At 53.6% G+C, this 13,916-nt stretch carries 13 protein-coding genes and 1 pseudogene; 5 read left to right on the forward strand and 9 right to left on the reverse strand.

The window, feature by feature from the left end:
- The 7 genes and pseudogenes from AB7E14_RS10555 to csrD form a co-directional block, all read right to left on the reverse strand.
- Positions 1-874: pseudogene (locus AB7E14_RS10555) on the reverse strand (AsmA2 domain-containing protein YhdP); the annotation flags it as partial.
- Between the two features lie 56 nt (positions 875-930).
- Positions 931-2,400, reverse strand: coding sequence for a ribonuclease G (rng, locus tag AB7E14_RS10560; RefSeq protein ID WP_042998334.1), 1,470 nt, complete (start codon positions 2,398-2,400; stop codon positions 931-933).
- The gene (locus tag AB7E14_RS10565; RefSeq protein ID WP_044263676.1) at positions 2,390-2,983 is read right to left on the reverse strand and encodes a Maf family protein; all 594 of its coding nucleotides are present in this window, start codon (positions 2,981-2,983) and stop codon (positions 2,390-2,392) included. Before AB7E14_RS10565 ends, rng begins: the two co-directional genes overlap by 11 nt.
- Positions 2,984-2,991: 8 nt before the next feature.
- Complete coding sequence (gene mreD, locus AB7E14_RS10570) at positions 2,992-3,480, reverse strand: rod shape-determining protein MreD (protein ID WP_042998336.1); 489 nt, start codon at positions 3,478-3,480, stop codon at positions 2,992-2,994.
- Positions 3,480-4,508: a rod shape-determining protein MreC gene (gene mreC, locus AB7E14_RS10575; protein WP_042998337.1), complete on the reverse strand. Its 1,029-nt coding sequence runs from the start codon at positions 4,506-4,508 to the stop codon at positions 3,480-3,482. The genes mreD and mreC overlap by 1 nt, the downstream gene beginning before the upstream one ends.
- Before the next feature lie 63 nt (positions 4,509-4,571).
- Positions 4,572-5,615: a rod shape-determining protein MreB gene (mreB, locus tag AB7E14_RS10580; protein ID WP_000913396.1), complete on the reverse strand. Its 1,044-nt coding sequence runs from the start codon at positions 5,613-5,615 to the stop codon at positions 4,572-4,574.
- Between the two features lie 308 nt (positions 5,616-5,923).
- Positions 5,924-7,864: an RNase E specificity factor CsrD gene (gene csrD, locus AB7E14_RS10585; RefSeq protein WP_316962581.1), complete on the reverse strand. Its 1,941-nt coding sequence runs from the start codon at positions 7,862-7,864 to the stop codon at positions 5,924-5,926.
- 206 nt (positions 7,865-8,070) lie between these two features.
- Between csrD and AB7E14_RS10590 the strand changes: the two genes are divergently transcribed.
- From AB7E14_RS10590 to accC, 5 genes are all read left to right on the forward strand, one after another.
- A complete protein-coding gene (locus AB7E14_RS10590; RefSeq protein WP_044255991.1) occupies positions 8,071-9,045 on the forward strand; it encodes an MDR family oxidoreductase in 975 nt (324 codons plus the stop codon).
- A gap of 105 nt (positions 9,046-9,150) precedes the next feature.
- The gene (gene msrP / locus AB7E14_RS10595) at positions 9,151-10,155 is read left to right on the forward strand and encodes a protein-methionine-sulfoxide reductase catalytic subunit MsrP (RefSeq protein WP_042998340.1); all 1,005 of its coding nucleotides are present in this window, start codon (positions 9,151-9,153) and stop codon (positions 10,153-10,155) included.
- Positions 10,156-10,755 carry a protein-methionine-sulfoxide reductase heme-binding subunit MsrQ gene (gene msrQ, locus AB7E14_RS10600; protein ID WP_058587500.1) on the forward strand — a complete coding sequence of 200 codons (600 nt, stop codon included), beginning with the start codon at positions 10,156-10,158 and terminating at the stop codon, positions 10,753-10,755.
- Between the two features lie 382 nt (positions 10,756-11,137).
- On the forward strand, positions 11,138-11,605 hold the full coding sequence (accB, locus tag AB7E14_RS10605; protein WP_042998342.1) for an acetyl-CoA carboxylase biotin carboxyl carrier protein: 468 nt from the start codon (positions 11,138-11,140) through the stop codon (positions 11,603-11,605).
- 10 nt (positions 11,606-11,615) lie between these two features.
- A complete protein-coding gene (gene accC, locus AB7E14_RS10610) occupies positions 11,616-12,965 on the forward strand; it encodes an acetyl-CoA carboxylase biotin carboxylase subunit (protein WP_428169507.1) in 1,350 nt (449 codons plus the stop codon).
- Positions 12,966-13,057: 92 nt separating this feature from the next.
- On the opposite strand, the gene AB7E14_RS10615 is transcribed toward accC, so the two are convergent.
- Both AB7E14_RS10615 and AB7E14_RS10620 read right to left on the reverse strand, forming a co-directional pair.
- Positions 13,058-13,495, reverse strand: coding sequence for a DoxX family protein (locus AB7E14_RS10615; RefSeq protein WP_058587499.1), 438 nt, complete (start codon positions 13,493-13,495; stop codon positions 13,058-13,060).
- Between the two features lie 31 nt (positions 13,496-13,526).
- Positions 13,527-13,916: oligogalacturonate-specific porin KdgM family protein (locus AB7E14_RS10620; RefSeq protein ID WP_428169508.1), on the reverse strand; the 390-nt coding region annotated here is incomplete at its 5' end.

Raw genomic sequence — 13,916 nt, forward strand, 5'->3', positions numbered from 1 at the left:
GTTCTCGACTGTTATGCGCCGTCAGATTGTCGACAGTGAGCGTATGGAGGTTATTGTCGCCTTTCCAGCTCGCGCCCCCCTGTTTCAGCCAGACATCGCCACCGGCGATCTCACCTTTGCTGATGGTCATCCAACCTTCGAGGCTAAAGCGCGCGGTCTCCAGCGCCACGTTATCCTGCATCCATTTTCCCAGCCACGGCTTCACGTCGATATCGTCGGCCTGCAACCAGACCCGACCATTATTCAGCAACCCTTCATCATCACGCAGATCCATGCGCACCTGCATGACGCCGTGCTGACCGGTCAGACTGGAGAGGCTGACTTGTCCTTCCGCGCGGTGGCGGTTTTTACCATTAACCCAGGTCAGTTGCGGAATCGCCAGTTCGGCGCGCTGACCGGAGAGCGTCAGAAAGCTGATTTGACTGTCGCGGAGATCGAAGTGATCGAACTGGCGCAGGAAAAGATCGTTGATTCGGCTGGCTTCCAGACCGTCACCGCTTTCGCTGCGTTCAATCGGCGTGTTGGTACGGAAATTCAGTTGCCAGAAGGTGAGATCGCGAAATTGCCAGCGCATGTGCAGCAAACTTTGCCAGACATCCAGCGCCAGGGTAACGCGTTTTACCGAAAATTCGCCGCCGTCTTTCAGTTCCGCGCGGATATCACGTGCTTCGAGAGTGGGACCAAAATTTTGCCAGTTGGCGGAGATCTGGCTGGCCTTGACCGGCAGCCCCGTCGCAGACTCAATTTTGCTGAGGATCGTCGGACGCCAACTGTCGAGATGCGGTAATGCCAGGCGCAAACCACTGACCAACAGCGCTACGACAACGACGAGCGCGGCTCCAGTGAGCAATAATATCCCCGGCAATCGCCTCACGCGTCTCTCCTTGTCTGCCTGAAAATGCGCCGCCCGTCACGCGGCACCGTATCGGTTTACATCATTACGACGTCAAACTGCTCCTGGTTATAGAGCGGTTCAATTTGTACTTTCACCTGTTTGCCGACAAAAATCTCAACTTCCGCCAGCGCGTGCGACTCTTCCCCTTTCAGGGTTTCCGCCACTGCCGGAGAAGCATAGACCAGGAAGCGGTCGGAGTCGTAGGCGTGGTGCACGCGAACGATCTCACGCATGATCTCATAGCAGACAGTTTCCACCGTCTTCACCGTGCCGCGTCCGTGACAGGTCGGACATTCGTTGCACAGCACATGCTCCACACTCTCACGCGTGCGCTTGCGCGTCATCTCCACCAGACCCAACTGCGAAAAACCGTTAATGCTGGTTTTCACCCGATCTTTACTCAGTGCCTGCTCAAGCGAATGCAGAACCCGGCGACGGTGATCCTCATTATTCATGTCGATAAAATCGATAATAATGATACCGCCGAGATTACGCAGTCGCAGCTGACGGGCAATCGCCTGGGTCGCTTCAATATTAGTGTTGAAGATGGTGTCATCAAGATTACGATGGCCGACAAACGCGCCGGTATTGATATCGACGGTGGTCATCGCTTCAGTTTGATCGATAATCAGATAGCCGCCGGATTTCAGTTCCACTTTGCGCTCCAGCGCTCGCTGGATTTCATTCTCAACGTCAAAGAGATCGAAAATCGGCTGGCGTCCGCTGTAATGCTCCAGTTTGCTGGTCATTTCCGGGATGTATTCCGCAGTAAACTCCAGCAGGGCTTCATAGGTCAGACGGGAATCCACGCGAATGCGGTCTAACTGTGCGTCAGCAAAATCACGCAGTACACGCTGCGCCAGCGCCAGCTCGCCATACATCTGGTAACGCGTCTGCGGGCGCTTTTTGCGCTCCATTACTTTGGTCCAGACGCGCTTGAGGTACGCGGCGTCTGACGCCAGATCGTCTTCACAAACGCCTTCCGCCGCAGTGCGGATGATAAATCCCCCCTGCTCGTCACAGTACTCAGCGACCACTTTCTTCAGGCGCTCACGCTCGGCTTCACTTTCGATACGCTGAGACACACCCACGTGCGAGGCGCCGGGCATAAAGACCAGATAACGAGACGGTAAAGTGATGTCGGTGGTCAGACGCGCACCTTTGGTGCCCAACGGATCTTTCACCACCTGCACCATCAGATCTTGCCCCTGACGCACCAGCTCCGAAATATCGCGAACAGTAAACTGCTTCTGCTCTTCACCCGCCACGCATTCGGTGTGCGGCATAATGTCGGAAGCGTGAAGAAACGCGGCTTTATCCAGCCCAATATCTACAAAAGCCGCCTGCATACCCGGAAGTACGCGACTGACCCGACCTTTGTAGATATTGCCTACGATCCCGCGTCGCGCTTCGCGCTCAATATGAATTTCTTGCAGAATACCGCCATCAATGTACGCCACGCGTGTTTCCGATGGCGTTACGTTTACCAACAATTCAGCCGTCATGTGTATCCCTTTTCTCACGCAGTGAGTTAAAATTGCTCAGCAACTCATACGTTTCAACCAGCGGTAAGCCGACTACGGCGTGATAGCTGCCATTTATCTTCCTGACAAAACAGCCACCCTGCCCCTGAATACCGTATGCACCTGCTTTATCCATCGGTTCACCGCTGGCGATATAGTCAGCGATATCCGCATCCGTCAACGCTCTGAACGTCACCTCGGTTATCACCAGGCAGTCAAGCACATACTGGCTATCCGCCAGCGCAACGGCCGTCATCACCTGATGCGTTTGCCCGGACAATTTGCGCAACATCAGCGCCGCATGGTGTACGTCACGTGGCTTCTCTAACACTTCCCCATTGAGGATAACGATGGTATCCGCCCCCAGAACAGGGAGATCGCGCGGCGTCTGCGCCACGCCGGCCTGGGCTTTTTCTCGCGCCAGACGCGACACATATTGCTGTGCGCTTTCCCCCTCGCCACGCGTTTCTTCGATTCCCGTAACTATACGTTCGAAAGAAACGCCTAACTGCGTGAGCAGTTCCTGACGACGCGGCGAACCGGAAGCTAAGTATAGAGATGTCATAGAAACCTTTATTGCACTGCAAATTGCTGGCGGACTTTACGCATCAGCAAGAAAAGCCACGGCCAGAGCACTCCGTTGACTACACTACTCCAGAACACTTCAGGTCTGAAAGAGACGTTGATCACTAAAAACTCTGACCAGAAAACAATAATATCCACCACCAGCGAAAGCAACATCACCACCAGTGCCTGCTGCCAGAGCGCCAGATTGCGAAAGAGCTGAAATTTCAGCGCAACCAGGTAAGCGATGATGCTCATCGACAATGCCCGCACGCCAAGCGTGGAACCACTAATGAGATCCAGTATGGCACCCATCACGAAACCTGTGCCCACATTGACGCGATGCGGCAGGGCGAGGATCCAGTAGAGTAAAATAAGCAGCACCCAGTTTGGCCGAAAGACAATGATCTCATCCGGCCAGGGCATCACTTGCAATAACAGAGCGATAAAGAACGAGAGCCAGATAACCCAGCGACCCTGGCTACGATAGCTTGCCACTACTGGCCTCCCGGCGCACGCGCTGGAGGCGGCGTCGCACCCGCTGGCGGAGCGGCAGGTGATGACGTGATACCGGTTGCTGGCGCAGGCACGGGCGACGGCGGCCCCATCATGTCCGGAGACGGCAACACTTGCGGCATCATCTGCATCAGACGTTCATTCGCCACGCGATGCACATCTTCCGGCGTCATCGGGTTGGCACCGTTACGGTCGGCCCCCCACAGCAACAGCAGATAACGCAGACGCTGTAAGCCCGCAGTAGGACGCGCCTGAATCACGGTGTAAGCACGTTGAGTATCCAGCTTAACGGAAGAGACCACGCCAACCGGATAGCCTTCCGGGAAACGACCGCCCAGACCAGACGTAACCAGCACATCGCCAACGCGAATATCGGTATTGGCTGGCAGGTGTTCGAGTTGCAGATCGTCGGTGCAGCCGTTACCGGCCGCGATCACCCGGATGTCGTTGCGCAACACCTGAATGGGTAAGGCATGCGTGGCATCACAAATCAGCAGGACGCGGCTGGTCAGCTTCGCCACCGCGACGACCTGACCGACAACACCTTTGTCGCTGATTACCGGTTGGCCTTCGTAAACGCCGTTCACGCTGCCTTTGTCGATAACCACCTGGTCGCTGTAGGGATCGTTAACCGTGGAGATGACCTGCGTCACCATCTTTTGTTCATCCTGACGCAGCGGCGAACCCAGCAGCTCGCGCAGGCGCGCGTTCTCCTGTTTGTACTGCCCCAGCATCAACAGTTCACTGTTTTTCAGCAGCAGTTCCTGGCGCAGCGCCCGGTTTTCAAGCTCAAGCTGGTCGCGTGAGGCGAGCGTTTGCGAGACGCCATCAAGCAGTTCACGGGGACCATTGGAAATAAAGTAGAAAGGACTGACGGCGGTATCCATGTAGGTACGGATCTGACTGAACGTACCCAGGCGGCTGTCGGCAATAATAACGCCGAGCGCCACCAACACCGCCAGAATAAGGCGAATCTGTAGCGAGGGGCCACGGCTAAAAATTGGCTTCATAAGTTTGCGTATTCTCGTATCAGAGTCGGCAGGACAGCATAATGCTCTCCTGCCGGCACCCGATTACTCTTCGCTGAACAGGTCGCCGCCGTGCATGTCGATCATTTCCAGCGCTTTGCCGCCGCCACGCGCCACACAGGTCAGCGGGTCTTCAGCGACAACAACTGGAATACCGGTTTCTTCCATTAACAGACGATCAAGGTTACGCAACAGCGCGCCACCGCCAGTGAGCACCATTCCGCGCTCGGAGATATCAGACGCCAGTTCCGGCGGGCACTGTTCCAGTGCAACCATCACCGCGCTAACGATACCGGTCAGCGGCTCCTGCAGGGCTTCCAGAATCTCGTTAGAGTTCAGGGTGAAGCCGCGAGGAACACCTTCTGCCAGGTTACGACCGCGCACTTCGATTTCGCGCACTTCGTCGCCCGGATAGGCAGAACCAATTTCATGCTTGATACGCTCTGCGGTGGCTTCACCGATCAGAGAACCGTAGTTACGGCGCACATAATTAATGATGGCTTCATCGAAGCGATCGCCGCCGATACGGACAGAAGAAGAATAGACCACACCGTTCAGGGAGATAACGGCGACTTCCGTCGTACCGCCACCGATATCCACAACCATCGAGCCGGTTGCCTCAGAAACGGGCAGACCCGCACCGATTGCCGCCGCCATCGGCTCTTCAATCAGGAAGACTTCGCGGGCGCCAGCGCCCTGTGCGGATTCACGAATAGCACGACGCTCAACCTGAGTGGCACCAACCGGTACGCACACCAGCACACGCGGGCTTGGACGCATAAAGCTGTTGCTGTGCACTTGCTTGATGAAGTGCTGGAGCATTTTTTCAGTCACGAAGAAATCGGCAATAACGCCGTCTTTCATTGGGCGAATAGCAGCAATGTTGCCCGGCGTACGACCCAGCATCTGCTTCGCATCATGACCTACTGCAGCCACGCTTTTCGGTGAACCGGCACGATCCTGACGAATGGCCACAACGGAAGGCTCATTCAATACGATGCCTTGTCCTTTTACATAAATGAGGGTATTCGCGGTACCCAGGTCAATGGACAAGTCATTGGAAAACATGCCACGAAATTTTTTCAACATACTAAGGGATAATCCTGAAAGCTGGGGCGGAAAACAAAATCCGCTTACTTTACCAACCACACGCAGCAGCGACAAGGCGCAAAAATCATCTGCTACGGTGAAAATTAGTGCAGTTCGTTTCCTTTGTTACAAATCTCTACCTGAGTCCCTCAGGGCTGAGTACTTCAGCAGCAATCCTCGCCCTCATTTGCAACCGGTTTAAGGTCATTCACCTGCATATGTGCTGTTACAAAATGGCGAGCAGACAAGCACACCCCCATGAAGGCACAGCGCGCGTTATTCTACGTGAAAACTGAACAAACGGCAGGTTAAACCGAGTATCTTTGAGAATATTTTTTCACATTGGTATCCAGCGGCTGGGAGGTAGCAAAAAAATCCCCCTGTCCACCGGAAACACCACGCGCTGTCAGCGTCTGCCACTCACCGCGCGAACGTACACCCGTTGCGTAAACCTGGGTGCTGGTGCCTGAGCACGCCTCCACCAGGCTTTGAACCAGCAACTGGTTTTCCGTTCGCTTCTCAATGTTCCTGACCAGACTCGGATGGAGCTTGATCAATTCCACATTGAGTTCCTTAATCCAGCTGGTACTCACCAGCGTTAAACCCGCCTGCGTGACGGCAACCCGAACGCCTAATGCATTCACTAAGCGGATAACGGGCTGCAACCGGCTGATGTGTTGACCTACATCCGCCTCCGCAAGTTCAATAATTATGCGTTTTCGTTGCGATTTTTCACACTGCATCAAGGTATCGCGTAACCAACGCTGAAAACGTGGACGAATCAGCGACTCTACCGTCACCTGCATCGCCAGATTCTCTTCCGGCCAGTAGTTTAACAGCGGAATGACGCGGCTTATTTGTAAGCGGTCATACTCTTCTGATAAACCGAACTGTAAAACCATCGGCATGTATTCCGCCGTGCTGACCTCTTCATTACCATCAAAGATGCGGCACATCAGTTCCCGATGATGCACATGTCCGTCCCGGGTGACGGCCGGTTTCTGATAAATTCGCGGGCCGCCGCGGCTGAGCATCTGCTCAATCAGCGTTCGCCAGCGCACGTTGCCACGCCCTTTTTCCGGCAGCGAGTCGTCATATACCGCCCAGCTATTTCCGCCCTGCAACACGGCATTGCGGGTCGCCGCCTCTGCATGTTCCATCACCTGTTCCGTCGACTGCCCGCTACGCCAGGCGCAAATGCCGATATGTACCATATCGTCACGATCGAGCATTTTATTAGTCGGAAGTGCATCGACTGCTTTTAAAAGTTGTCCGGCTACGCTTTCCGCCTCTTTCAAAGTGCGGTGCGGCAGCAAAACGGCAAAGTCGCTGCGATGGTAGCGCGCCAGTAGCGACCCCGGAAAACGCATCATAAAAGTGGACAATAAATTGATCAGACTAAACAGCTCTTCTTCGGCGAGGTTACGCCCCCAACTGTCGCGCAACAGGTTAAAGTCCGGCAGGCGAATCATCATCACCACGCCATGCGCGCCGATCTTCTCCTGATCGTCCAGCAACGTCGCCAGTTGGTTGTCAAAAAAGAGCCGATTGCTGAGGCCGGTTTTGGTGTCCTGCGCGGCGTAAGAGCGAATCAGCGTATCGAGACGGCTCCGCTGCTCCTGGGCGCTCTGGATTTCGGACAACAGCATATCCAGCGCGCTACTGGTGCGCGCCGGCCATTCATAGACCGTACCCCGTACACTGGCTCCCCGTTCTCCATTCAAAATTCGCGTCGAACGCATCTCCAGCAGTTCCTGACCGGAAAGTTGACGCTGTAGCCAACGTACCGACAGAAACAGCATCAGTACAATAAAACCAATGGCCAGCGTGAGCGGTGCCGTCGTCATCAGTGAATGAAAATAGTTGCCCATCGGATCCTGATAGACCAGATCCATCGTCATTCCCGGGTGCTTCATCAGTGGAACCGAGAGCTCGCGAAAGAGATTACTGGTGCCAACCGGGCGATAGCTACTGTTACGGGTTTGGCTATAAATGACTTTTTCACCCTGCAGCAGATCGACGCGTACGACGTCGGCGGACACCATCAGTTCGTCAATTTGCGATGTTAACTGTTTGAAATCGCGTGAAATAAGATGCGTGTCAATGGCTGTCGCCACCGCCTGGACACGATGGGCCATCTTGTACTGGATGGCGTTGTAAAAGCTCAGCGAGCAGCCGATCAGGGTGACAAAGATCGTTAACCCGGTGAGCAGCGTGACAAAAGCTGAGAATTTCGTCGTTAATCGCATCCTTGAGTTAACTCCGACGGTTGAATTGCGACACGAAACTGCTTAACCAAACGCAAAATTCGTCCGGTTGCGCAAAGAGTGAGTGCATACTACCAAATCAGGTGTATCTGGCAATTTATTGCGTTGCATCGGATTCACGTTTCAATTAGCGAGTATAGTCTTCAGACGTCATTTTCCAATCCACCATGCAGAATTGAGGACAGGTTATGCAGGCTTTGATCTTAGAACAGCAGGACGGTAAAACCCTTGCTTCCGTGCAGACTCTTGAAGAAAGTCGGCTGCCGGAAGGCGATGTCACAGTGGATGTCCACTGGTCCAGTCTGAACTATAAAGATGCGCTCGCCATCACCGGAAAAGGAAAAATCATCCGCAACTTTCCGATGATTCCTGGCATTGATTTCGCCGGCACCGTTCGGACCAGCGAAGATCCTCGGTTTCATGCGGGCCAGGAGGTGTTGCTGACCGGTTGGGGCGTTGGCGAAAATCATTGGGGTGGCCTGGCAGAACAGGCACGCGTGAAAGCGGACTGGCTGGTTGCGCTGCCAAAAGGACTGGACAGCCGTAAAGCGATGGTGATCGGCACTGCCGGGTTTACTGCCATGCTGTGCGTGATGGCGCTTGAAGAGGCGGGCATTCGTCCGCAAGACGGTGAAATCGTGGTCACCGGCGCCAGCGGCGGTGTCGGCAGTACCGCGGTCGCGCTGCTGCATAAACTGGGCTATCAGGTTGTTGCGGTGTCCGGACGTGAAAGCACCCATGATTATCTCCGCCAGTTGGGCGCAAGCCGTATTCTGGGTCGTGATGAGTTCGCCGAATCCCGTCCACTGGAAAAACAACTGTGGGCCGGGGCAATTGATACCGTGGGTGATAAAGTGCTGGCGAAAGTGCTTGCGCAAATGAACTACGGGGGCTGTGTCGCTGCCTGTGGTCTGGCGGGCGGTTTTGCCCTGCCAACGACAGTGATGCCGTTTATTTTGCGCAACGTTCGTCTGCAAGGGGTGGATTCTGTGATGACGCCACCGGCGCGCCGTGCTCAGGCCTGGCAGCGTCTGGTGAATGACTTACCGGAATCATTCTATGCACAGGCAGCAACGGAAATTTCGCTGGCTGAGGCGCCGAAGTTCGCCGATGCCATCATTAATAACCAGGTACAAGGCCGTACGCTGGTTAAAGTGAAGTAAACACAAACGCCGTAGAAATTTACACTTAATTAACGAAATTTCGCTGCGCACTGACAGACTCCCTGCCATAGTAACTACGCATTATATGTACGCCTGGAGTCTGTTATGAAGAAATTACGTCCACTCAAAGAAGCCGATGTCACTGCCGAATCGGCTTTCTTTATGCATCGCCGCCAGGTGCTGAAAGCGCTGGGGATCGGGGCTGCCACGCTGTCGCTGCCGATATCCGCGCAGGCGGATCTGTTGAGCTGGTTCAAAGGCAACGATCGTCCACCCGCGCCTGCCGGCAAACCGCTGGAATTCAGCAAACCCGCCGCATGGCAAAACACGCTGCCTTTAACGCCAGAAGATAAAGTCACTGGCTACAACAATTTCTACGAGTTTGGTCTGGATAAGGCCGATCCTGCCGCCAATGCGGGCAGCATGAAAACCGATCCCTGGACGTTGAAAATCAGTGGTGAAGTGGCCAAACCATTAACCCTGGATCACGATGCGCTCACCACACGCTTTCCTTTAGAGGAGAGGATTTACCGGATGCGCTGTGTTGAAGCCTGGTCGATGGTGGTGCCGTGGATTGGCTTTCCTTTACATAAGCTGCTGGCGCTCGTCGAACCCACCAGCAATGCAAAATATGTCGCGTTCGAGACGCTTTATGCGCCGGACGACATGCCGGGACAAAAAGATCGCTTCATTGGCGGCGGTTTGAAATATCCCTATGTCGAAGGATTGCGCCTGGATGAGGCGATGCATCCCCTGACGCTGCTGACCGTTGGCGTATACGGTAAAGCGTTACCGCCGCAAAACGGCGCGCCTGTACGCCTGACAGTGCCGTGGAAATATGGCTTTAAAGGCATTAAATCGATCGTCAGCATTAAACTGACCCGCGAGCGGCCACCCACCACCTGGAATCTTGCCGCTGCCGATGAGTACGGTTTTTACGCTAATGTGAATCCGCATGTTGATCACCCGCGCTGGTCGCAGGCAACGGAACGATTTATCGGCGCAGGCGGGATTCTGGATGTCCAACGGCAACCCACCCTACTGTTTAACGGCTATGCCGATGAAGTGGCCTCGCTGTATCGCGGCCTGAATTTGCGGGAGAATTTCTAAGTGCGGCTGAGTGCAAAACAGATTATCTGGCTGAAAGTGGCGCTTCATCTGGCGGGATTGCTACCATTTCTCTGGCTGTTCTGGGCCATTAACAACGGCGGGCTCAGCGCCGATCCGGTAAAGGACATCCAGCACTTTACCGGTAGGACAGCTCTGAAATTTTTGCTCGCTGCCTTGCTGGTCACGCCGCTCGCACGCTACGCTAAACAGCCATTATTGATACGCACCCGTCGTCTGCTGGGGTTATGGTGTTTCGCCTGGGCTACGCTGCATCTGACCAGTTACGCGCTGCTGGAGTTAGGTATCCATAATCTCGGATTGTTGGGACGAGAACTGATTACGCGCCCGTATTTAACGCTTGGGATCATCAGTTGGCTTATCCTGCTCGCGCTGACGCTAACATCAACACAGGCAGCACAACGAAAATTGGGTAAGCGCTGGCAATTTTTGCACAACTTCGTCTATCTGGTGGCGATCCTCGCGCCGATACATTATCTGTGGTCGGTGAAGATTTTGTCACCTCAACCCATCATTTATGCTCTGCTCGCACTGCTGCTTTTGGCCTGCCGTTACAAGAAGTTCCGCCAGTGGTGGCGCTAGTTCGGCGAACTGTGCAGTCGGTTACAAAATGCAGAGACTCGGATGTTATTTGTGTGTTAGCGGTTGATTATCTTCCCTGATAAGACCAGTATTTAGCTGCCAATTGCTACGAAATCATTATAATGTGCGACCTTGGCTCCCTGGACAGCGTTTTTAGGTCGCTGAAAAGGTGACAATCGAGCATTGAAGGTATATTTTGTTTTTTGCCGGAGGATTGCAGCAAATCGCTGCATGTTAACCGACAAGTCTCACATGAATCGTTGAGGCGGAATATACCGGCGTCCTGGCAGGCGCAAGCCGTTTTGCCATCGGGACTCACGCTTTACAGACAGCGCTTAATGCCTGTCACAATCACACTAAACAAAGAGTACGGAACCCACTCATGGATATTCGTAAGATTAAAAAACTGATCGAGCTGGTTGAAGAATCAGGCATCTCCGAACTGGAAATTTCTGAAGGCGAAGAGTCTGTACGCATCAGCCGCGCAGCGCCAGCAGGTAGCTTCCCGGTGATGCAACAAGCCTACGCTGCACCAATGATGCAGCAGCAACCTGCTCTGTCTAACGCAGTTGCTCCGGCAGCAGAAGCGCCGGCAGCCGCCGCAGCAGAAATCAGTGGTCACATCGTACGTTCCCCAATGGTTGGTACTTTCTACCGCACCCCGAGCCCGGACGCTAAAGCGTTCATCGAAGTGGGTCAGAAAGTCAATGTAGGCGATACCCTGTGCATCGTTGAAGCCATGAAAATGATGAACCAGATCGAAGCGGACAAATCAGGTACCGTGAAAGCTATCCTGGTCGAAAGTGGTCAACCGGTAGAATTTGACGAGCCGCTGGTCGTCATCGAGTAACGAGGCGAACATGCTGGATAAAATTGTTATCGCCAACCGCGGCGAGATTGCATTGCGAATTCTTCGTGCCTGTAAAGAACTGGGTATCAAGACTGTCGCTGTGCATTCAAGCGCGGATCGCGATTTAAAACACGTATTGCTGGCGGATGAGACGGTTTGTATTGGTCCGGCTCCATCCGTAAAAAGCTATCTGAACATCCCGGCTATCATCAGCGCCGCTGAAATCACTGGCGCGGTAGCGATTCACCCGGGTTATGGCTTCCTCTCTGAGAACGCCAACTTTGCTGAGCAGGTTGAACGCTCTGGCTTTATCTTCATCGGCCCGAAAGCGGACACCATCCGTCTGATGGGTGACAAAGTATCGGCGATCACCGCGATGAAGAAAGCTGGCGTCCCGACCGTACCGGGTTCTGACGGCCCGCTGACCGACGATATGGATGCGAACCGTGCCCATGCAAAACGCATCGGCTATCCGGTTATCATCAAGGCGTCCGGCGGCGGTGGCGGTCGCGGTATGCGCGTAGTACGCGGCGATGCCGAACTGGCGCAATCCATCTCCATGACCAAAGCGGAAGCGAAAGCGGCTTTCAGCAACGACATGGTTTATATGGAGAAATACCTCGAGAACCCACGCCACATCGAAATTCAGGTGCTGGCAGACGGTCAGGGTAACGCGATTTATCTGGCGGAACGTGACTGCTCTATGCAGCGTCGTCACCAGAAAGTCGTCGAAGAAGCACCGGCACCGGGTATTACCCCGGAACTGCGTCGCTACATTGGCGAGCGTTGCGCGAAAGCCCGTGTGGATATCGGCTATCGCGGCGCGGGCACCTTTGAGTTCCTGTTCGAAAACGGCGAGTTCTACTTCATTGAAATGAACACCCGTATTCAGGTTGAACACCCGGTTACCGAAATGATCACCGGTGTTGACCTGATCAAAGAACAGTTGCGCATTGCTGCTGGCCAGCCGCTGTCGATCAAGCAAGAAGAGGTGCAGGTCAAAGGCCACGCGGTGGAATGCCGTATCAATGCTGAAGACCCGAACACCTTCCTGCCGAGCCCGGGTAAAATCACCCGCTTCCACGCGCCAGGCGGTTTTGGCGTGCGCTGGGAGTCGCATATCTATGCCGGTTACACCGTACCGCCATACTATGACTCCATGATCGGCAAGCTTATCTGCTACGGCGAAACCCGTGATGTGGCGATTGCCCGCATGAAAAACGCGCTGCAGGAACTGATCATCGACGGTATTAAAACCAACGTTGATCTGCAGACGCGCATCATGAACGACGAGCACTTCCAGCAAGGTGGTACTAACATCCACTATCTGGAGAAGAAGCTCGGCCTCACTGAGAAGTAATTCTCGGTGCACAGCAAAATGGGCTCGGAAGAGCCCATTTTTTTACACCGATTTATCTTCTTCTAAGGCCCGAATTTTCGGGCCTTCTCTTTTTACCGGCGAGAAGAAAATTCAGACATTACGGAATATTTACCACCGCCCAGAAAGAGCATACAAAACCCACCACACAGATATATAGCTTGTAACTCCAGGGCCCATGATCCCTGAGGCGTCAGAGCCAATACTTTCCCGTCCATCACCAGATATGTCGCAAACAGCATTGTGAAGGTAAAAATTGCCGCCGCATAACGTGTCATCACCCCAAGAATCAACATCAAGGGCGCAATAATCTCGCCAATGAACGATCCCCATGCGATAAAAGCCGGCAAATGGTGAGATTCCAGCAGGAACACGACTGCGCCAAGTCCGTGTTTCGCTTTCGCTACGCCATGAAATAGCATGAGTCCGCCAAAAACCACCCGCAGTATTAATTTTGCCGCATCCGGGTTATTAGTATATCGATGAAATACTTCATCCCATTGTTTTAACATTCTGTGCAACTCCCTTTCATCCCTTTTCTCTTTAGTAGGTGTACTGGAAACCTATCCGGAAACGTGTTTGCCTGTCGTCTTGCAGTCTGTTGACGGAGACATTGCCAATCTCAATATAAGGTGCCCAGTTTTTGGTGACAGAGTAGGCAACCTTCATGTCATGCTCATAGTCGGCGTGACTTTCATTATAAATATCGGTATTGGCATGTAAGTAAACAAAGTTGTATTCAAACTTCCAGTCACCGGTCTTATAGCCAAGCCACGCGTCATAACGCCCTGTTGCTTTATTATTCAGGTCTTCGTTATCCTGCAAGGTGTAATCATAACGATAGCGCAGGTTCAGATAAAAACCATTACCCAGTACGGTCCCGAGTAACAGGTTAGGTTTATAGATGGTATTACCCGAATTACTATCAATATT

The sequence above is a fragment of the Citrobacter sp. genome (genome assembly GCF_050252275.1).
Lineage (GTDB): Bacteria > Pseudomonadota > Gammaproteobacteria > Enterobacterales > Enterobacteriaceae > Citrobacter_A > Citrobacter_A amalonaticus.